At 37.6% G+C, this 21732-nt stretch carries 22 protein-coding genes; 15 read left to right on the top strand and 7 right to left on the bottom strand.

Annotated features, from left to right (window positions below):
* The first annotated feature begins 58 nt into the window (after positions 1-58).
* The 4 genes from BLR60_RS21415 (at position 59) to BLR60_RS21400 (ending at position 4082) form a co-directional block, all read left to right on the top strand.
* Positions 59-1339, top strand: coding sequence for a glycosyltransferase (locus BLR60_RS21415; RefSeq protein WP_090502636.1), 1281 nt, complete (start codon positions 59-61; stop codon positions 1337-1339).
* A 62-nt stretch (positions 1340-1401) separates the two neighbouring features.
* Positions 1402-2547, top strand: a complete 1146-nt coding sequence (locus BLR60_RS21410; RefSeq protein ID WP_090502638.1) for a PDDEXK nuclease domain-containing protein — start codon at positions 1402-1404, stop codon at positions 2545-2547.
* Positions 2548-2549: 2 nt separating this feature from the next.
* Entirely contained in the window at positions 2550-3296 is a 747-nt protein-coding gene (locus BLR60_RS21405; protein WP_090502640.1) for a glycosyltransferase family 2 protein, read from the top strand.
* A gap of 225 nt (positions 3297-3521) precedes the next feature.
* Complete coding sequence (locus tag BLR60_RS21400) at positions 3522-4082, top strand: type 1 glutamine amidotransferase domain-containing protein (protein ID WP_090502641.1); 561 nt, start codon at positions 3522-3524, stop codon at positions 4080-4082.
* Positions 4083-4233: 151 nt separating this feature from the next.
* Here the strand turns inward: BLR60_RS21400 and BLR60_RS21395 are convergent, their stop codons facing one another.
* The 5 genes from BLR60_RS21395 to typA all read right to left on the bottom strand — a co-directional run bounded on the left by BLR60_RS21395 (position 4234) and on the right by typA (position 10655).
* Positions 4234-5277 carry a hypothetical protein gene (locus tag BLR60_RS21395; RefSeq protein WP_090502643.1) on the bottom strand — a complete coding sequence of 348 codons (1044 nt, stop codon included), beginning with the start codon at positions 5275-5277 and terminating at the stop codon, positions 4234-4236.
* A gap of 145 nt (positions 5278-5422) precedes the next feature.
* Entirely contained in the window at positions 5423-6613 is a 1191-nt protein-coding gene (locus BLR60_RS21390) for a serine hydrolase domain-containing protein (protein WP_090502645.1), read from the bottom strand.
* 77 nt (positions 6614-6690) lie between these two features.
* Positions 6691-7566 carry a lysophospholipid acyltransferase family protein gene (locus tag BLR60_RS21385; protein ID WP_090502647.1) on the bottom strand — a complete coding sequence of 292 codons (876 nt, stop codon included), beginning with the start codon at positions 7564-7566 and terminating at the stop codon, positions 6691-6693.
* 90 nt (positions 7567-7656) lie between these two features.
* Positions 7657-8583, bottom strand: a complete 927-nt coding sequence (locus BLR60_RS21380; protein ID WP_090502649.1) for a lysophospholipid acyltransferase family protein — start codon at positions 8581-8583, stop codon at positions 7657-7659.
* A gap of 266 nt (positions 8584-8849) precedes the next feature.
* Complete coding sequence (typA, locus tag BLR60_RS21375; RefSeq protein WP_090502651.1) at positions 8850-10655, bottom strand: translational GTPase TypA; 1806 nt, start codon at positions 10653-10655, stop codon at positions 8850-8852.
* A 279-nt stretch (positions 10656-10934) separates the two neighbouring features.
* Here typA and BLR60_RS21370 point away from each other — a divergent pair, with 279 nt between their 5' ends.
* On the top strand, positions 10935-11282 hold the full coding sequence (locus BLR60_RS21370; protein WP_090502653.1) for a hypothetical protein: 348 nt from the start codon (positions 10935-10937) through the stop codon (positions 11280-11282).
* A gap of 83 nt (positions 11283-11365) precedes the next feature.
* Here the strand turns inward: BLR60_RS21370 and BLR60_RS21365 are convergent, their stop codons facing one another.
* Entirely contained in the window at positions 11366-11545 is a 180-nt protein-coding gene (locus BLR60_RS21365) for a hypothetical protein (RefSeq protein ID WP_244155702.1), read from the bottom strand.
* Positions 11546-11659: 114 nt separating this feature from the next.
* On the opposite strand from BLR60_RS21365, the gene BLR60_RS21360 reads away from it, so the two are divergent.
* Positions 11660-12337: a TIGR02117 family protein gene (locus tag BLR60_RS21360; protein WP_090502655.1), complete on the top strand. Its 678-nt coding sequence runs from the start codon at positions 11660-11662 to the stop codon at positions 12335-12337.
* Positions 12338-12438: 101 nt separating this feature from the next.
* Here BLR60_RS21360 and BLR60_RS21355 read toward each other — a convergent pair whose 3' ends face one another.
* Positions 12439-13251, bottom strand: coding sequence for an alpha/beta hydrolase (locus BLR60_RS21355; protein WP_090502657.1), 813 nt, complete (start codon positions 13249-13251; stop codon positions 12439-12441).
* A 181-nt stretch (positions 13252-13432) separates the two neighbouring features.
* On the opposite strand from BLR60_RS21355, the gene BLR60_RS21350 reads away from it, so the two are divergent.
* The 9 genes from BLR60_RS21350 to BLR60_RS21310 all read left to right on the top strand — a co-directional run bounded on the left by BLR60_RS21350 (position 13433) and on the right by BLR60_RS21310 (position 21430).
* Positions 13433-14140 carry an esterase family protein gene (locus tag BLR60_RS21350; RefSeq protein ID WP_090502659.1) on the top strand — a complete coding sequence of 236 codons (708 nt, stop codon included), beginning with the start codon at positions 13433-13435 and terminating at the stop codon, positions 14138-14140.
* Between the two features lie 178 nt (positions 14141-14318).
* Complete coding sequence (locus tag BLR60_RS21345) at positions 14319-15398, top strand: ATP-grasp domain-containing protein (protein ID WP_090502661.1); 1080 nt, start codon at positions 14319-14321, stop codon at positions 15396-15398.
* A 29-nt stretch (positions 15399-15427) separates the two neighbouring features.
* A complete protein-coding gene (locus tag BLR60_RS21340; RefSeq protein ID WP_090502663.1) occupies positions 15428-16528 on the top strand; it encodes a carboxylate-amine ligase in 1101 nt (366 codons plus the stop codon).
* Between the two features lie 8 nt (positions 16529-16536).
* A complete protein-coding gene (locus tag BLR60_RS21335; RefSeq protein WP_090502665.1) occupies positions 16537-17379 on the top strand; it encodes a type 1 glutamine amidotransferase in 843 nt (280 codons plus the stop codon).
* Between the two features lie 196 nt (positions 17380-17575).
* Positions 17576-18763, top strand: coding sequence for an ATP-grasp domain-containing protein (locus BLR60_RS21330; RefSeq protein ID WP_090502667.1), 1188 nt, complete (start codon positions 17576-17578; stop codon positions 18761-18763).
* A gap of 235 nt (positions 18764-18998) precedes the next feature.
* Positions 18999-19157 carry a FeoB-associated Cys-rich membrane protein gene (locus BLR60_RS21325; protein WP_084153161.1) on the top strand — a complete coding sequence of 53 codons (159 nt, stop codon included), beginning with the start codon at positions 18999-19001 and terminating at the stop codon, positions 19155-19157.
* 13 nt (positions 19158-19170) lie between these two features.
* Positions 19171-19758: a Crp/Fnr family transcriptional regulator gene (locus tag BLR60_RS21320; RefSeq protein WP_090502669.1), complete on the top strand. Its 588-nt coding sequence runs from the start codon at positions 19171-19173 to the stop codon at positions 19756-19758.
* A gap of 197 nt (positions 19759-19955) precedes the next feature.
* A complete protein-coding gene (locus BLR60_RS21315; RefSeq protein ID WP_090502671.1) occupies positions 19956-20486 on the top strand; it encodes a YceI family protein in 531 nt (176 codons plus the stop codon).
* Positions 20487-20560: 74 nt separating this feature from the next.
* Positions 20561-21430, top strand: coding sequence for a pirin family protein (locus BLR60_RS21310; RefSeq protein WP_090502673.1), 870 nt, complete (start codon positions 20561-20563; stop codon positions 21428-21430).
* The last annotated feature ends 302 nt before the right edge of the window (positions 21431-21732 follow it).

The following is a 21732-nucleotide window of genomic DNA, read 5'->3' as shown; positions in this document are numbered from 1 at the left end:
AAATTTATGGATGAAATTACGCAACAGATTTTATATTCGTAAACAATAAAATGTATTTTTGATTGATTTGAAAGTAGTACATCTAAATACCTATGACGGGAATGGCGGAGCAGGGAGAGCCTGTTTGCGCTTAAGCGATGCTTTAAAGGCTAGTGGAATCGATTCAAAAGTATTGGTTTATTATAAATTTGGTCAAAACCCTGAAATAGACACTTTCAGCAAGTCACCTTTACAGAAGGCTAAAGCCATCTATAACATCTTGTCAGAGAGATATTTCGCCAAGTGGTTAAGCAAATCAGTAAAAACACCTTTCAGTTTGCAATGGTTCGGCCGGTCGGTTATCAACCATCCTGACGTTAAAAATGCAGATATTATTCATTTACATTGGGTAAACCATGGTTTTCTCAATCCTAAGTTCCTGGCGCAGCTAGATGAGCTGGAAAAACCAATTGTATGGACTTTTCATGATAGCAATGCTTTTACCGGTGGCTGCCATGTACGTTATGGCTGTGAACATTTTCACCAGCAATGTGGCAATTGCCCCATCCTGAAAATTAGTGATAAAAACGATATTTCGCACAAAACCTGGGTGCGCAAACAAAAAGCTTATACGGAATTGAATTTCCATATTGTAGCACCAAGCCGATGGATGGCTGCTTCGATAAAATTTAGCAGTTTGTTGGGCACAAGGAAAACTACCATTATTCCGAATACGATCGAAACAAAGATTTTTAAGCCTTATGTTAAATCGGAAGCTAAGAAAGTCCTGAAAATTCATCCAGATAAATTTGTATTGATGAGCGGGTTTATGCCCTCAAAAAACGACAAACATAAAGGAACCCCCTATTTAATTGAAGCTTTGGAAATCCTTTCGCGCAGGAGTGGAATTCAAAATGATAACATTGAATTGGTTATTTTTGGCAATAAAGAGAATGCAGAAATGCCAGAATTTCCTTTCAAAACCACATTCCTGGGCACCATTAATAAAGATGATCATTTAGCAAAGTGTTATTCTGCCGCTGATGCATTTATTACGCCTTCGTTAGAGGACAACCTGCCCAATACGGTGATGGAAAGTTTATCATGTGCCACACCTGTTATTGCTTTTACCACTGGCGGGATCCCGGATATGGTTAAGCATATGCAAAACGGCTACCTGGCCGAATATCAAAATGCGAAAGATTTAGCAAACGGTATTGAATGGTTATATCACCGCCCTAATAAAGAAGAAATCCAAAAAGCAGCAAGATTAAGTATTTTAACCGATTTTTCGGAAGAAGTTATTGCTGCAGAACACATCCATCTTTACGAAACCTTAATTGATTTACAGCCGAAATAATGCTATATTTTAATTAAAATTTGGTCAATCTTTATTAAATTTATACCGACTGAAACTGTTAAATGGAAAACATTGCAAACTATACCGAAAGTATTAAAGCATTAAAATCGGCTATTTTATCAAGCAGGTATAAAGCAGCTACTTTTGTAAACAAAGAGCTTTTGTTGCTATATTTTACGGTAGGTAAATTCATTTCCGAAAAGATAAAAAAGGAAAAATGGGGTGCAAAAGTTATTGATAATCTTTCTTCGGATTTGCAGGCAGAATTACCTGGTTTAAGAGGCTTTTCAGCAACAGGAATTAAAAGGATGAGATTTTTTTTTGAATCCTGGGAAGAACATATTTATATTAAACCGTCAGTAACAGAGCAGCTATCTGTCATCTATACTGACGAAATCACAATTAGTCCAACAGTGTTGGACCAAATACAACTTATTGACGTAGAGGACATTGAATTTAGTCCAACAGTGTTGGACCAAATAGGACGTTATTTTTTCAAGTTAAGTTTTTCGCATCATATTGAACTCATTCTCGCTACGGAAACGCTAGCTGAAAAGATATATTATATTCAGAAAACAGCTACAGAATTTTGGAGTTTAACAACTTTAAAACATCACCTCAAAAATAAGTTGTATAGCAACTCTGGCAGTTTACAAAATAATTTTTCGAAAACAATTTCTAATGAAGAATTAAGGGACAAAGCGTTGCAGTCTTTTAAAGATGAATACCTGCTGGATTTTATTAATCTGGAAGACGCTGATGAGCAAGATGAACGGGTTTTAGAAAGTGGAATCGTAAACAACATTAAGAAGTTTTTAATGTCATTAGGGACTGATTTTGCCTTTATTAGTAACCAGTACCGATTGATTGTTGAAGATGAAGAATACTTTATAGATCTTTTATTTTTTAACCGCCGTTTACAATGTTTGGTGGTTTTCGAACTAAAAACAGGAAAATTCAAACCCGAGTATCTGGGCAAAATGAATTTCTATCTATCCGCTCTTGATGAATATGTTAAACAGCCACACGAACAACCTTCAATAGGAATAATACTTTGCAAAGAAAAGAAAAACAAAATTGTAGAGTTTTCATTTCGTGATTTCAATAAAGCGATGGGTGTTTCTACCTACAAAACCAGCACAACATTACCAAAAGCATTTAAAGGTTTAATCCCCGATGCCGAAACCTTTAAAAAATTAATGGACTAACCATGCCCAAATTAACTGTTATCACCATTGTGTACAATAACGTTCGCGATATTGAACGTACGATAAAATCTGTTTTAAATCAGACTCATCAAAACGTTGAATATATCGTAATTGATGGCGCCTCATCTGATGGGACGCTGCAAATAGTGGAACAATATAAAAATCAAATTTCGAAAATTGTATCAGAACCCGACAAAGGTATTTATGATGCTATGAATAAAGGTTTGGCATTGGCAACAGGCGATTATATTTTATTTATGAACTCTGGGGATGAGATTTATGACAACCATACGGTAGAAGATGTATTTGCAACTGCTCCAGGTGCCGATATTTATTACGGCGAAACCGAAATGTATAATGATAACTGGGAAAATTTAGGCCGCAGAAGGCACGAAGCGCCAGATGAGTTCGACTGGACAAGTTTTAAATATGGCATGAACATTAGCCATCAGGCCATTTATATCCGCCGTAGCATCATCACCCCTTACGATTTAACATATAAGTACAGTGCCGATATCGACTGGATTATCAAAGCCGCAAAAAAAGCCTCAAATATCGTAAACGTACACCGTTATGTAGCCAAATACCTCGTTGGTGGCATGAGCAAGAAAAAACACCGCGAAAGCTTAAAAGAAAGATTTGAAATCTTCACCAAATATTATGGTTTGATCCCCAATATTTTCAATCATATTGTTATCGCTGGCAATTTAGCCTTATACTTTATTAAACACCGCAGAACCAATGACTAACCCTTCTTTTGAGATCGTCATGCTGAACTTATTTTGAACACATCTAATTGATTACTAATTATATATACATTTTAAAAATCAATAATTATTACTAAAAAAAGATGCTGAAACAAGTTCAGCATAACGAGTGGACTAGGTTACGGCATTCCCTAATCTTAAATTTCTAAAAACAATAATTTTTCCCAACTGTCTTTTAATATATCACCTATTAAAAATTAAAAGATTATGGGACAATTAAGTAACCGCACCATTGCTGTACTTTCAGAAAGCGGATTTGAAGAAGTAGAATTAACCGAACCAGTTAAAAGGTTAAAAGAAGAGGGCGCAACCGTTCACATCATCTCCTCAAAAGGCGGAAAAATAAAAGCTTGGAACCAAGACCATTGGTCGATAGAAGTTGATGTAGATAAAACCATTTCAGAAGCAAATGCTGAGGATTACAACGGATTACTTTTACCAGGCGGTGTAATTAATCCGGATCAGTTACGTGTGAATGAGGATGCATTAGCTTTTGTAAAATCTTTCTTTGCCGATGGGAAACCAGTTGCAGCCATTTGCCATGGTCCGCAAACTTTGATTAATGCAGATGTAGTACAAGGCAGAAAATTAACTTCAGTAAAAAATATTTCAAAAGATTTAATTAATGCTGGAGCCATCTGGTCTGATGAAGAAGTGGTAGTAGACCAAGGTTTGGTTACGAGCCGTACTCCTGAAGATTTACCAGCTTTTAACGATAAAATTGTAGAGGAATTTGCTGAAGGGGTGCATGAAGGGCAACACGCCTAAAAACTTTGGACGCTCTTTCTAGATTCACTCAAAAACGGTCGGCAAATTGTCGGCCGTTTTTATTTTAACCTGTTCTTTTAAGCCGTCAGATGTTACCATCTGACAGATAATTTATTTATTCTCATTGTAGGATGATAACATCCAACACCCCTTAAAGCTTAACCTGCCTGATAATATTTTTAATATTCAGTTCAATAATATCGGTCATGGTTTTGCACCGCAGATAATTTGAATCTTTAAAATAATCACTCATGCCCTGTTTAAGCAAAGCGATATTTTCTGGCGTGGTGAGTTCTTCTTTGTTCGAAACGTCGCGGAGATCAGTTAATCGATGACGCTCACTCCTCACCCGGTGTACAATAGACGAGCGCTCTTCCTGCTGATATTGCAATACAGTTTTCTCTGTCAATTGCTCCATACTCATTTTTACATAAGGCAAATTCTCTTTAAAAAACTGAGGTAGGTAGACCTTTAAATTGCCTTCATAAAACTGTTGATCAAAATCTATCGCCCGGATGCGAAACTGAATATCATCAAAATCGGGTGTAATCTGAACCACAAAATTGTACGCACGCATATCGCCCAAAAGCATAATCAAACAACGCTCATTAAACTTTACAAACTCTTTTGCTATACGGGTAGGATTAAATTCGGGTGTATACAACTGTCCTTTTGTAAAAACATCACCCGGAATCCCGGCAATGTGTTCTTCTACCAAGGTATTGCCATCTACCAGGTAATTTACCTGATTTGGAGAAAGTATTTCCTCCATTTCGAGGCCATAAATACGCGAAGCATCAGCCTTTTTAATATAGAAGTAATCATATACATCATTTAAACGGTTCACAATTCGGATACGGAAAGGATGGGTATTGCCGAAGGTACAATACTCTATTTTATCGATATACTTATGCTCAACGATACGCAGGTTACCTGAGGCTTTAAGATTGGCATAAATTTCCTTTAAACCATCATGCAATCTTTCTATTAAATCCTGGGCATATATTGGCCCCTCCCAAAGCGAATCTTTACCAAACTTATCCATTAAAGGAAAAGCCTCGTTAAACTGCATCAGATCGTTATAACCAATGGGCAATTTCGCTTCACGCTGGTAAGTACGCAAATATTTCTGCAAAGCAGGCGTAACCGGAAAAATCGGCTTCTTTTTCGAAATTTTTACGTCGTTGTTTTCCATGCAGAGGCAATGTACAGTTTTAAAAACTTAACCACAAAGAACATGCTCCTATCTTTTTTTACCGCAAAGGCCACAAAGTTTTACGCAAAGGAATGCAAAGTGAAATTTCTTAGCGCACTTGGCGTAAACATAGCGTTCTTTGCGGTTAAGACTTCGGATAACTAAACGGCAATCCAGCGAGATACCTGCTGATTTTCCGGTAAGGATAATTCCCTGCGCCGTGATCGGCAAACTGCACAATGATGGTATTTGTTTTTGGATCAACATATAACCTTTGGCCAAGCATACCTTCTGCCGCATAATCGCCATGATCTCCTTCTTGCGGGATCCACCAGAGATAATGATGTGCCGATTTTTGCCAGCCTTTTGCGGATGCAGGCTTTTCCGTGCCGATATGGGTGGATTGATTTACCCAGCTTTCCGGAACGACTTGCTTTCCATTGTACTTACCTTGATTTAAATATAACCGGCCGATTTTTGCAAAATCAATGGCTGTCACCTGAAAACGGCTTGCGGTGTTTGTAAGGCCATTAACTTGGTCCAGGCCCCAGGTGGCGTGATATTCCGTACCTATCTGCTTCCACACATTCGCTTCGAAATACTGAGCTACAGATTTTCCGGCGGCTTTTTTTAAAACCCAGCCCAATAAAATCGGATCAATGCTTTTGTATACCCAAACCGTTCCTGGCTTATTTACCAGTTTAACTTTCATCAGTTGCGCTTTCATATCATTGGTATAATAATATTTAGCCTCATCAGAAAAAAATGCTTTTATTACTCCGCCGAACGCATCCTGAAACTCAAGTCCCGATTTCATATCCAGGAGGTTTTTTAAAGTAATTTGGGCAAAGGCAGGGTTCGATTTTAATTCAGGAATATACTTTGTCAATTTATCATCTAAGCTTTTAATGCTACGGTCTGCCAACGCCTGACCAACTACAATAGAAATCATGGTTTTAGCACCCGAAAATATACTGGTCAAGGTACTATCACTATAACCCTTATTATATCGCTCATATAAAACACTATCATTCCTGATCACGATAAAAACATTTATTTGTCCATTTTTTAAATAGTCTTTTAAGGGAATGGATCGGTTATTTTCATCTAATACATGTAAGGTATCTAAGTCGTTTCGTTGTTTTACTGATCTTATAAAATGAAAAACCGAATCACTCTTATTCGAAACTTCCTGTGGAAAAATTTTATAGGTTTCGGCATTCGGTGTTCTGTATTTTAACACATTCAACAAATATGGTTTCCAAAGGAATAAGGCCAGCAACGATAAAAAAAACGAATAAATCAGGATTAATAGTATCTTTTTGAAGGTTCTCATGGGTAGGCGTTGTAATAGCAAATATAAAATATTTAAGAAATTATACCTGCTTTCGCTTATCCCTTTCAAACAAGTAGTTAATGTTGAGGTTTATACTTCCATCGTTTATGGCTCCAAAGCCAATATTCAGGCTGTGCATTGATAATTTCTTCCAAGAAGCGGGTATGCATTTCAGTAATTTCATACGTAACGGTTTCAGCCGGTTTTAAACAAAGCGGCACACAATCCACTTCATAAAAACCGCGTCTTAGCACTTTCACTTTGAGATAAAATATAGGCCGATTGGTACGCTTGGCTATTTTTTCAATCCCTAACTGTATAGAACTGGGCTGGTGCATAAAATTAGTCCAATAATGCGATTCGTCTTTAGCGGGTGCCTGGTCATTACCGAAACTAAACATGCTTGGCTTACCTTTACTAACCTGCAACGCACGCATAGTTTGCCGCATGGCAACTAATTTATTACCAAATTTACTTCGTACTTTTTTAAACCAATGATCAAATGTTGGATTGCTTAAGGGTTTGTAAATGGGGTAATGATCTGCAGAGAAGTTAAGTCCTAAACCCAAAGTACCCCACTCCCAGTTGCCATAATGTGCTGAACAGAATAATATACTTTGACCCTGGTCTAAGTATTCCTGCACACGCGCTTTGTTTTTAAAAACAAAACGTCTTTCGATTTCCTGTTTGGAAATACTACTCATTTTAACAACTTCAAAAATCAGCGAGGCCAGATAACGGTAAAATCGCTTTTCGATAACTAAAATCTCTTGTAATGCCCTATCGGGAAGCGCATTTAACAGATTCTCCCTCACCACTTTCCTACGGTACCGAAATACAAAATACAGTAACAGATATGTTCCATCAGCCAATATGTACAATATAGATAGTGGAAGCAGGGATAATACGCTTAAAAGAAATATTCCCAAACGGGAAATCCACGTTATAATCACATTCGGAATTAGTTGAAATGCTAATTTAAACAGCAGGTTATAAAATTATGCCACGAAAATGTTAGATTTAATAATTCTGTAATGATCTGGTTAAGCCGGTTCATCTATCAAATTATAATCTTTTTCAACAATAGCTGAAACCTTTGGTTCTGGTTTATATTTCCACCTCCTATGGCTCCATAACCAGTAAGCAGGTGCTTCTTTAATCATATCCTCTAAAAAACGGGTATGCATTTCGGTAATTTCAAACTCGGCTGTTTCGGATGGATTTAAACAGATCGGAACACAGTCAACTTCATAATATCCTCTTTTCAAATAATTGATTTTAAGATAAAAAACCGGACGGTTGGTTTTCCTCGCAATTTTTTCCACCCCTAACTGTATAGAAGATTCCTGATTTAAAAAAGTTGTCCAATAATTCGATTCATCTTTTGAAGGTGCCTGATCGCTGCCAAAGGTAAACATGGTTGGCTGATGTTTATTGGCCTGTATGGCCCTTAAAGTTTGACGCATCGATACCATATGATTGCCGAATTTGCTTCTCATCGTTAGAAACCAGTTATCGAAAGTTTCGCTGCTTAAAGGTTTATAAATTGGAAAATGTGCGCCCGAAAAGTTTAAACCAATAGCCATACACACCCATTCATAATTACCATAATGTGATGAGCAGAAAAGCACGCTTTCATTATTTTTTAGATAGGCTTCTACAAGATCAGTATTTTTAAATTTTACCCGCTTGTTTAATTCTTTTTGAGAAATGCTTTTCATTTTGATCACTTCGATAAAAAGTGAAGCCAAAAATTTGTAGAACCGTTTTTCTATGGTATCAATTTCACCGGAGGCTTTTTCCGGAAAAGCGTTGAGCAAGTTTTCTTTAACCACTTTTCTTCGGTAACCGAAAACATAAAAGATTATGACATAAAAAGCATCTGCCAACCTGTACAATACAAATAGTGGCAATTGAGAGAGCATATTCAATAAAAATATACCCCCCTTAGATAATCCTTTATTAATCACGATTAGGGACAATTAGTTTATTTGATAAAGCACAAAATTAAAAGTACTCCGAAATCTGATTGCCATCCGATTGTTAACTTTTTATTCCCCCAGGTTTTATGAAAAATAGCTGACAGAAAATAGCCTTATTGATTGAAAGCAATAATTAATTGCAATTCCATTTACTATCCAACTGCTTAACACCAAAACCGTTTTTACACAAAAAAGCCCCGATTTATATCGAGGCTTTTGATCTATATTTTATTCCCTTTTCAGGGATTTAAGGTTTAAGCGAATTGCTTTCCTTTAACTTTACGTTCTTGCTCCGTTAAGAAGATTTTACGTAAACGCATGCTTACCGGGGTAACTTCGATGTACTCATCAGCCTGGATGTATTCCATAGCCTCTTCCAATGAAAATTTAATTGCCGGTGCAATACGTGCATTATCATCAGTACCTGATGCACGCATGTTAGTTAAAGCTTTACCTTTTACGATATTGATTACTAAATCATTATCACGGATATGCTCTCCTAAAATTTGTCCTTCGTAAATATCAACTCCCGGATCTACAAAGAAACGGCCTCTATCCTGTAATTTATCGATCGAATATGCAGTAGTAGTACCTTTATCCATCGAAATTAATACGCCATTTAAACGACCAGGGATAGTGCCTTTCCAAGGCTCATAAGCTTTGAAACGGTGTGCCATAATTGCCTCACCAGCAGTAGCTGTTAAAACGTTATTACGTAAACCGATAATACCACGAGATGGGATTTCGAATTCTAAGTGTTGTAAATCACCTTTTGGTTCCATAATCAATAACTCACCTTTACGCTGGGTTACCAATTCGATTACTTTACCAGAAACTTCAGCAGGTACATCTACAATTAAAGTTTCAATTGGCTCATGTTTTTTACCGTCAATTTCCTTAACAATTACCTGTGGCTGACCAACTTGCAATTCATAACCTTCACGACGCATTGTTTCGATCAAAACAGATAAGTGAAGAATACCACGGCCATAAACCAACCATGAATCTGCACCCTGAGTTTCAACAACTTTTAATGCTAAGTTTTTCTCCATTTCCTTCATCAAACGGTCTTTGATCCGTTGAGAAGTAACCAATTTACCTTCTTTACCGAAGAATGGCGAGTTATTGATGGTGAACAACATGTTCATTGTTGGCTCATCAATGCTAATTACCGGTAATTGCTCTGGTGCCTCGAAATCAGCGATGGTATCACCAATATCAAAACCATCAATACCTACAACCGCACAAATATCACCAGAACCTACTTCTTGAGTACGGATTTTTCCTAAACCTTCGAAAGTATAAAGTTCTTTAACTCTTGTTTTAACAATTTTGCCATCGCGTTTAATTAAAGTAACGGGTTGGTTTTCTTTAATGGTACCACGGTGAACACGGCCAATTGCGATACGACCTACGAAAGATGAATAATCTAAAGAGGTAATCTGCATCTGCAAAGTACCATCGTTAATTGGTGCTGGTGGAATGTTAGCCACAACAGCATCCAATAAAGCAAAAATATCAGTAGTTGGTTTCTGCCAGTCAGTACTCATCCATCCTTGTTTAGATGAACCGTAAATAACCGGAAAATCCAATTGCTCTTCAGTAGCTTCAAGGTTAAAGAACAATTCGAAAATTTGCTCATAAACCTCTTCAGGGCGACAGTTTTCTTTATCTACTTTGTTCACTACCACAATTGGTTTTAAACCAAGTGCCAAAGCTTTTTGTGTTACGAAACGCGTTTGAGGCATTGCACCTTCAAAAGCATCACAAAGTAAAAGTACCCCATCGGCCATTTTCAAAACACGCTCTACTTCACCGCCAAAATCCGCGTGACCAGGTGTATCGATAATGTTAATTTTTACATCTTTGTATTGAACTGATACGTTTTTAGATACGATTGTGATACCACGCTCACGCTCTAAATCGTTATTATCCAATATCAACTCTCCTGTTTGTTCGTTGTCACGAAAAATAGAACAAGAGTGTAAAATCTTATCAACCAACGTGGTTTTACCGTGGTCAACGTGTGCTATAATAGCTATATTTCTAATCTTTTGCATAAAATGCGCCTCAAATTTGGCGCAAAGATAGTGTTTAGAAATGGATTTTCTACTATATCGCTCACTATTTAATGCTTTAATAACGTTGCAATGGTCTCATTTTTAGTTAGAAAAGCAATTGCAGTAGCGTTTCGGTTTAATCGGCCCTGCTGTACAATTAGCCCTCATAAAAAAATCGGGGCTGCCGTTTCCATCAGGTTTACAAACCAAAGCCTGTTTAAAAAAATCTTTCAAGTTCAAATGAACAAAACAAATGATTAGTTTGAGGGTATTATGTAAATGGAAAAATCAATACAAGAATTATTTGATCAGTATGAAGAAAAGTCGCTTGAAGTAGAAGCAGCAAAAAGGGCTATGGATGCGGCTGAAGTACCAGATTTATCAAAGGAAGAGTACATTACCGCCCCACAGGCCGACGAACACCTTATTGCCTGTATAGAAAGGGAACGCAAAGAACAGGAACTGGAAACCCTTAGCCAGGAGTGGGCTGAAATTCAGGATGAACTGGCAGAAAACCTCTGTAAAATCAATACCAAAGTTTTGGTAAAAGATAGACGGGATGATTGTACCGTGTTGATTCATTGTGAAGGTGGCAGCATTATGATTGAAGATAAAGAAATTACTTAAAATATTAATTATTAAAACTTTACAAAAATTACACCAGTTAATTAGAACCATTAAGGCATTAATATAGCATTCATAAGTGCCGATTATAAGTTTACCTTTAACCAATACTGATAAGAAATCACGCCGAATTCTGGTCTCGCCTCTCCTTCCAAAATGGCAATAAATTCCAGTGCATGTCCATCAGGATCATTAAAATAAATAGCCACAGCAGGCATCCAGGCAAAAACCATGGGTTCACGACAAGGTAGAGATAACTTGTACACGCAAAAAATCATGTTTTTTGATATCAATATCAATAAAATCGATTAACATCATTATTCTGTAAATTGGGTTACCATAATTGCAGTTGATGTATTAAGGGAAACAATACAGATGGAATGAACAAAAAAATTCTAAAGTATACAGGCAGATTTTTAATTGTTTTTATTGCATTAATCGGAATTTACTTCCTTACTGCATTTTGCTGCTCGCGAATTACAATCAATGCCAACCCAACAAATGCTAAAGAAGTTGCCATATATATTATGACGAATGGCGTGCACACTGATATTGTGGTCCCAGCATTTAGCGAAGAAATAAACTGGACAAAAGAAATCCGTTATCAGAACACTTTAGAAGCAGACACTAGTTATCAATACCTGGCGGTGGGCTGGGGAGATAAAAAATTCTATCTGGAAACCCCGGAATTTTCAGACCTTAAACTGAGTAACGGACTTCGGGCAATCTCTGGTCTGAGCACATCGGCTATGCACACTACGTATTATAAAAATATAAGGGAAGATGCAAACTGTATAAAAGTCATGGTCAGCAAAACACAATACCAGCAGCTGTTGCATTATATTTTAAACAGTTTTCAAAGAGATGAGAGCGGACATGTAATCCCTGTTAAATCAAACATTCATTATGATATTGGCGATGCTTTTTACGAAGCCAGGGGCAGTTATAGTATTTTGAAAACCTGCAATACCTGGGCTAATGCCGCTTTAAAAAGCTGTGGACAACGTAGTTGTTTGTGGACAATATTTGATACCGGTATTTTTTTGAAGTATAAGTAAATAACTTTTTTTATAACGCGCGTCATCTTGACTGAAACGCGTGGAATGCCCGTTTCACTCCGCTCGAAATGACGACCTCTTGGGATTTGACGAAGCTCTAACTAAACCTCAAATGCCCAATTTAAAAAAGCAGGCATTACACCTTCCCAGGTTGGCACGTCATGTTTGCCACCAACTTTTTCATAGTAAAAAACATGATCAGGCCGTTTATAACCTTTATTCAGAAGGATCTTAACCACATCAATGGTATCATCTATAGAATCGATAATCAAATTTTTATTGCGATCAGCCTTTTCATCTTCCGTTCCGGTCATCAACCAGAATTTCATATCCGGCTTGCCAGAAGTATTTTCCAATTGCTGATGCATAATGCGGTCGGCATCGGTATAGCCATCATTCAAATCTGTTTTTCTCCACCAAAATGCACCTGAAAAAACACCAACTACATCAAAAGTAGCAGGATTATTCCAGGCAATATCAAAAGCAGATAGACCTCCGAGAGAAAATCCGGCAAAACCCACCTTGCCGGTAATCGGCATTGCAATTTTCTTTTTAACAAAAGGCAAAAGCTCTTTGATCACAAAATCGGTGTATAGGTTAGCTTTTGCCCCACGTCCTTTAAAATCGGGCGCACCTGCAACACCGTATTCCATTAAACGGTCTGCCGAAGCCTTAATGGCTACAACAATTAACCTATGGTTTCTTTTGGCATGGTGGGCATCTTCCAAAATCCGGCTAAAATCCATTTTAGCCACATCTTGCCCATCATTTAATAAAAGAAGTTCTATTTTCTCATTTCCTAAAATGCCTTCAGGTGTATAAATATCTATCTCTACCTCACGCTTTAAATAATTTGAAGATATTGTAAAGCTGCTGGTATTAACTTTTACCGATAAAATTGTGGTGTACTTCATAATCAAGATCCCTATCACATGGCTATCGCCTCAGAATTAGGGTGCAAAGTTACAAATCTCCATAAACTATTAATTATCATAGGTTAATTTTTACAAAATCCTCCTCATTTGATTCATTTTTACCATTTATACTATTCTTATTATAAATTTTAATTTATACCTTAATCATTCAATTTGTATTATGGTTAAAGAAGAACATAAGAAATGGTACAGCCCGAATTTAAGCGGCGAAATCGACATGCTCATCTTTGGTCACGGTGGTATCCCTATCCTACTGTTCCCAACAAGTATGGGTCGATATTTTGAGAATAAGGATTTCAAATTGATTGATTCTGTTGAGGGATTTATCAATGAAGGAAAAATAAAAATTTATTGCCCAGATAGCGTTGACAAACAAAGCTGGTACAACAAAAGCATTCATCCAGCCGACAGGGTTAAAAACCACATCTGGTACGATAAGTATTTATTAGAAGAGGTGGTCCCGCTGGCCAGACAAGAAACCGGACACAGTAAAATTATTACTGCCGGCTGCAGTTTTGGTGGTTATCATGCTGCAAATTTCGCTTTCAGGCATCCCTGGTTAGTTAGCCATATGTTCAGTATGAGTGGCGCTTTCGATATCTCAGGTCAGCTAGAGGGTTTTTACAACGACGATGTTTACTTCAATAACCCGGTCGATTTCGTGTTGAACAACAGCAATCCTGAGCTGCATCATATGAAAATTGTACTAGGCACCACAGACCGGGATATGTGCAGGACAGATAACGAGAATTTATCAAACATTTTAAACAAGAAGGGCATCAACCACTGGCTGGATATCAGACAAAACGCAGATCATGATTGGCCAATCTGGAGAGAAATGTTCCCGGATTATATTGCACAGTTATAGATTAGTCCTTAGTCTCGAGTCCAAAGTCTTTAGCTGATTTAGTTACAAGCATCAAACAATTAGCCGATTAACCAGTTAACAATTAAACAAAATTACCAATATAACCATCATGAGCAAACAAGCATAACCAACAAAAAGGCTCATGATCGCTTCATCACCTTTGAAAGACAATTAAACTATGAAAAAAATAGGGATTTTATTTGGACAGGAACGCTCTTTTCCTGAAGCCGTAATTGAAAGAATTAACCAAAAAGCAGAAAAAGGCATTACTGCCGAAGCTGTGAAAATTGATAAAATATTTCAGAATGTGCCATTAGGTTATTCCGTAATCATCGACCGGATTTCGCAAGATGTACCCTTCTACCGCGCCTCCTTAAAAAACGCTGCCATTACCGGAACTGCCGTAATCAATAATCCATTTTGGTGGAGTGCCGACGAGAAGTTTTTTAACAATGCCCTGGCCGAGCAAATTGGTGTTCCCGTTCCCAAAACAGCCTTGATTCCTTCCAGAGAACACCCAAAAGGAACAACATCAGAATCATTTTCTAATCTCGAAATGCCATTAAATTGGGATGCTATTTTTGAGTATGTGGGTTTTCCGGCCTATATGAAACCTTACGATGGTGGGGGCTGGAGAGATGTTTATAAACTTCATGATAAAGAAGATTTTTTTGATAAACACAGCGGCACCCAACAGCTCGTAATGCTTTTGCAGGAAGAAATTATTTTCGAAGAATATTTCAGGTGTTATTGTATAGGTGGCAAACATGTACGTATTATGCAGTACGACCCACGCAATCCACACCATTTACGCTATGCAACAGAAGGTAAAGCTCCAGATCCAAAATTACTTAAAACAGTAGAAGAGTACACTTTAAGACTATGCAATTATTTAGGATACGATTTTAATACGGTTGAATTTGCTGTGCGTAATGGAGTTCCTATTGCTATCGATTTCTGTAACCCTGCCCCTGATGCCGACATTAAAAGTGTTGGTCAGGAGAATTTTGAATGGGTAGTAGAAACCACTGCAAATTATGCCATAGAAAGAGCTCGCGCGCAAAAAGACGGACAAGATAATTTAACCTGGGGTGAATACATTAAATCGTCAGTTGGGGGCAAACCTTTAATCGTTAAGGCTGGATCAACAGTTACTAAAACAGCCGCGCCGAAGAAAATTAATGCGACCGACAAACCTAAAGCGGCAACAACAGAAAAAACACCTGCAAAACCTAAAAAAGCTGCAGCAAAAAAATAATGGGGATTTAATTTTAAATCAATAAAAGGATGAACGAGTTTACGCTGGGCATAGAAGAAGAATACATGGTAATTGATCCCGTTACCAGAGAACTTACTTCTCACGATCAAAAAATTGTAGAGGCCGCACAAAAAATACACAAAGACCAGGTTAAGGCAGAAATGCACCAGGCCGTAGTAGAGGTGGGTACAGGTATCTGCCGCACGACTACCGAAGCCCGTCAGGAAATTGCTCAATTGCGTTATACGGTCTCTCAACTGGCCGGAGAACAGGGCTTAAGAATTGGTGCTGCAGGTACACACCCGTTTTCTCACTGGGAGAAGCAGCTGATTACCGAACATCCGCGTTATAACGAAATTGTAAACGAGCTACAGGAGGCCGCACGTTCTAATCTTATTTTTGGCCTGCACGTACATGTAGGTTTTCAATCGCGCGAACTGGCCATCCACATCGCCAATCAGGTAAGGTATTTTTTACCACATGTTTTTGCCTTATCAACCAATTCTCCATTCTGGGAATCGCGCAATACCGGTTACAAATCTTTCCGCACCAAAATTTTCGACAAATTTCCTCGTACGGGAATTCCAGATATTTTTAACAGCATTGAAGATTATGACAATTATGTAAAACTGCTCATCAAAACCAATTGCATGGATAACGCCAAAAAAATCTGGTGGGATATCCGCGTGCATCCATTTTTTGATACCGTAGAATTCCGCATTTGTGATTGTCCGATGCTGATTGATGAAACCATGGCGCTGACAGCCTTATTCCAATCTTTGTGTGCCAAACTGTACAAATTGCGTTTACAGAACATGGAGTTTATCAGTTATTCCAGAGCATTGATTAACGAGAACAAATGGCGCGCCGCACGTTACGGAATTGATGGAAACCTGATTGATTTTGGGAAAGAAATGGAAGTAAACTGCCGTAACCTGGTTTTAGAGTTATTGGATTTTGTTGATGATGTAGTGGATGATTTGGGTTGCCGCGACGATATCAATTACGTGCATAAAATATTGGAACATGGTACCGGTGCAGACCGGCAGTTGGCCGTTTACCAACAAACTGGTAACTTTGAGGCGGTGGTAGATTACATTACTAATCAAACACTTATAGGCGCAAAGTAATTTTAGAAATGGATAAAAGAAGTTTAAAGGTAGCTGTTATTGACATGAATAATGGCGCACCTAACCAGGGCATGCGGGGAATTCAGGAAATTTTATCCCGTTTTAAAAACGAAAACCATATCGATTTAAGTTTTGATATTTTTGATTTAAGGCAAAAAGGCGAAATACCAGGCATTGATTACGATGCTTATATTTCAAGCGGCGGCCCGGGCAGCCCAATTGAAAGTAAAGGCGAACAATGGGAAAATGATTTCTTTAACCTTTTAGATCAGATAGAAGATTTTAACCATCAAAACAAAGAAAGAAAAAAGTATGCTTTTCTGATCTGCCATTCCTTTCAACTGGCTTGTAGAAAATATGATCTGGGTAATATAACTGAAAGACGTTCGAATGCCTTTGGCATTTTCCCAATAACCTTAACTGAAGATGGAGAAAATGACGAAATTTTTAATGGCATTACGAACCCCTTCTTTTCAGTCGATAGCAGAGACTGGCAGGTTATAGAACCAGATTTTGCTGCTTTTGAAAAAAAAGGTGCAAAATTATTAGCCATTGAAAAAGAACGTAAACATGTAGATTTAGAACGCTGCATGATGTCGATCCGCTTTTCTGACGAAATCATCGGTACGCAATTCCACCCAGAAGCTGATCCGGTTGGCATGAAAATGTACCTGCTTCAAGAAGAAAAGAAAAAAGCAATCGTTGACATGCATGGCGAACAAAAGTACCTTGATATGCTTAACAGTTTAGATGATCCGGCAAGGATTGTATTAACACAAAGTGTTATTTTACCTAATTTCTTACAAAAAGCAATTAGGAATTTGCAAAAAACAGTCGTCATTGCGAACTGAAGAAGTGGATTGAGCGAACGCGTGAAGCAATCTTTCTCGCATATATCCGTCATTTCGACAGGAGCGCAGCGGAATGGAGAAGTATAAATACCTTCTATAGATTTCTCCCCACCTGTAAGGGCAGGTACTACGGTCGAAATGACGATTACTCTTTTGTAATGAAGTATTCGGCAACAGAAATAAGATACAAAAACCTATGATACCTGCTCAACGCCAAAAATATAACCAACAATTTACGGAAGAGAAGTACCAAAACTTCCTTAATCAACTGCAAAGCGGTTATTCAGAGATCCCTTTTCGTGTTGCAGAAACACCTATTTTTGTTCCCAAATCTTTAAAAGAAAAATTAGTTGCAGCAGGAGAAGAAATTATAAACCTGATTAAGCAACCTAATTTTAAGGCACTCACCCAAAAAGCAATTCCTTCAGATTGGAACGTGCCTAATGAGAACGGGCAGCCACACTTTTTAACTTTCGATTTCGGTATATGTAGAAATCAAGCCGGAGAACTTAGCCCGATGTTAATCGAAATGCAGGGATTTCCTTCCTTATATGGCTTTCAACATCATCTGGGTAAAACTTTTAAAAGCAGTTTTGATATAGATGATTCGGTGAATTATTTCTTGAACAGCTTTACCGAAGAAACGTACATTAAGCTGCTTAAAGAAGTTATTATCGGCCAACATGAACCTGAAGAAGTGGCCTTGATGGATGTGGATGCCCCAAATCAGAAAACGGCCATTGATTTTTTTGTAACCAAAAAAATGCTGGGTATTAAAATTTTGGCATTGGAAGAGATTAAAAAAGCAGGCAACCAATTGTTTTACGAAGAAAATGGTAGAAAGGTTCAACTTAAAAGAATTTATAACCGCCTGATCTTTGATGAGGTGGCTAATAACACCGAAATCTTTAAAAACAGTTTCGATCCGCGTGAAGAACTGGACGTGGAATGGGTCACACATCCCAACTGGTTTTATCGGATCAGTAAGTTTACCATGCCTTTTCTGAAAAGTGAATTTGTACCTGAAACACGTTTTTTAAACGAGATAGAAAAACTTCCCGCCGATTTAGAAAACTATGTGCTTAAACCCTTATTTTCTTTCGCCGGAATGGGGGTTATTATTGATGTGAGTGAAGAAGATATTACCGATATAAAGGATCCTGAAAACTGGATTTTACAACGGAAAGTAAATTATGAAGCTGCAGTACAGTCGCCCGATGGTGGTGTAAAAGCCGAAATCAGGATGATGTATTTATGGCCAGACGGAGGTGAACCCCAACTGTGCATTAATCTTGCCCGGCTAAGCCGTGGTAAAATGATCGGCGTACGGTACAATGCCGATTTCGATTGGGTTGGAGGTACAGTAGGTTTTATGGAGAAATAAACTATGTTTCCTTAACTACAGAGATCATTAAGGATAAGACACAGCGGGACAAGGACATACACTCCGTAGTTCTATAATAAACTAAAAGTCCTTTTATATATGAACTGATCCAATAACACATGCGCTATGCCCTCTGTGTAAAGCTCCGTTTTTCACTGTGGTAAAACAAGATTTGTGCTCAACATATTTACATTAAACTGAACACCTTCCTCTTAAAACCACTTATATTTGTATTATGGATATTCAAACGATTTTAGTCTTTTTACTTTTTGCGGTAGCACTGGTATATGTTGGCCGTTTGGTTTTTAAATCTTTACAGGTAAAAAAAGATGGATGTGGTGGCAATTGTAAATGTGGCGTAGATTTTTCCGATATTAAGCCCATAAAAAAATAATACTCCACCTTTTATGATTCATCAGTTTCAAAAATACTTACAGGAAAAAATAGAGATAACTGATGAACAGTTCGAAAGTATATCGTCTGTTTTAAAAATTAAAAAATTCGATAAAAACGAAATTGTTCAATATACAGGTGATAATTTTAAACATGGGTATTTTGTAGGCAAAGGTTTATTACGTGCCTATTCAATTGATGCAAAAGGCAAAGAACACATCCTTCAGTTCGCCCCCGAAAACTGGTTGGTTTCTGACCGTAATAACATGAATAATGAGCCTTCAATATTCTTTATCGATGCGATAGAAGCAACTGAAGCTGTATTAATGCCTAACAATTTTATGGAAGAAGCAGCCAGGAAAGTACCATGTTTACAGCCCATGCAAATTAAACTGCTCAACAATTCGATTCGCTTCATGCAGAAAAGAATTAACATGTTATTAAGTGCAACTGCGGAAGAAAGATATCTTGATTTTATTAAACTTTACCCTAACCTCACCCTTCGCGTGCCACAGTGGATGATTGCTTCTTATCTTGGCATTACGCCCGAATCGTTAAGCCGCGTAAGGAAAGAACTGGCGAACAAACACTTCAGACCTTAATTGAATAAGTGAATCTTGAATGAGTGAATGCTTCAATCTAACATTTCAACTTTTCAACCGCTAATATTTTAATATTCTCTCATCCAATCCATCTATCATTCAATCATTTCCAATTACTTACCATACATCAATAGGTAGTAAAAACCTGCGCTGTACTTTTGTGTTGTTAATTTAAAAAAGCTCAAAAAACAAAAGATATGGCACAACAGAAATGGACATTAGATCCAACCCACAGCGAATTACAATTTAAAGTAAAACACTTAATGATTACTACTGTAACCGGTAGTTTAAAATCTTTTTCAGCAGAATTATTGTCTGAAGGTGATGAGTTCGAAAATGCAGAGATTTCTTTCAAAGGTGATATCGCTTCTCTCGATACCGGAAATACTGACCGCGACAACCATTTAAAAAGTGGCGATTTTTTCGATGCTGAAAAATTTGCTCACATCGAATTTAAATCTAATTCAGTAGAAAAAGATGGTAGCGATTATATCGTTAAAGGTGATTTAACTATTAAGGGCGAAACTAAACCAGTAAAATTAACCGCAGAATTTGGTGGCATTGCTACTGATCCATGGGGCAATACTAAAGCTGGTTTTACCTTAAGTGGAAAAATTAACCGTTCTGATTTCGGTTTAAACTGGAATGCGGCACTAGAAACTGGCGGTGTAATGGTAAGTGAAGAAGTCCGCATTTTAGGCGAATTACAGTTTGTGAAACAAGCATAATCTAGCATAGAGCAAAGTGCATGGGGCAGTTAATGCTCCTTGCGCTATGCACCATGCCTTAAATTTTGAAGGTAATGGAAACAAAACAAATAGAAAAAGTACTTAAAGCTCCGGCGCCACATATGGTTGGCGACGGGTTTAGGGTACATAATTTTTTTCCAAGCGGTTATCCAATTAATATGAGTCCTTTTTTCCTGATGGATTATGGCTCAAAGATTGAATTTTCTGCAAGGAAAGAACCACGGGGTGTTGGCATCCATCCACATCGTGGTTTTGAAACGGTAACAATTGCCTATCATGGTGCGGTTGCACATCACGATAGCTCTGGAAACAGTGGAGTGATTTACCCGGGTGATGTACAATGGATGACGGCAGCAAGTGGGATACTGCATAAAGAGTATCATGAAGCGAACTACAGTTTAGCTGGAGGCCCTTTTCAAATGGTACAGTTATGGGTTAATTTACCTGCCAAATATAAAATGGGTAAACCAGCCTATCAAGCTATGCAACAAGCGGATATGGCCCGTTTTGATATCCCTGAAAACGGAGGAAAAATCGAAATTATAGCAGGCAATTATGAAGGCATAAAAGGTAATGCCAAGACGTTTAGCCCGATAGAGCTCTATAATGCCCGGCTTAATAAGGGGGGCCAGGCCACTTTTAACTTTCCTGAACATTTTAACACCGGATTGATGGTGATTGAAGGTTCAATTAATATAAATGAATCAGAAACCGCAGTTGCAGATCATTTTATCTATTTCAGCAACAAAGGCACAGCGATTAAAATTGAAGCCTTAGAAAATAGTGTGATTTTAGTGTTGAGCGGAGAACCAATCGATGAACCGATTGCACAATATGGTCCATTTTTAATGAATACTGAAGCCGAGATTCATCAGGCCATTGAAGATTACAATCAAGGTAGATTTGGTTATTTAGAAGAATAAACCCTATTGTTTTAAAACGAGTTAAAACCGGTACTTTTTTTTATAAAATTGCCGGTTTTTTTTGTGGCTTTATATTTCAGGACATTCAGTTGCTAAACAGAACTAAATAAATACTGAAGCAAGTTACCAATGACAGATTTAAATAGTCGGTCGTCATTTAGATTTGTTTTGATATTTTATTTAAGGTTAATAAACCATTTACTTTATCTTAAATTATAAATCAGATTACCTAAAACGGTAGCGGCACATTAAGAGTTCGTCAAGGTTTTTATGCCTATGAAATGATGCAATCCGCTACCGTT

Origin of the sequence: Pedobacter terrae (assembly GCF_900100705.1) — a bacterium.
Lineage (GTDB): Bacteria > Bacteroidota > Bacteroidia > Sphingobacteriales > Sphingobacteriaceae > Pedobacter > Pedobacter terrae.
This window is presented reverse-complemented; position numbering and strand designations above follow the sequence as displayed.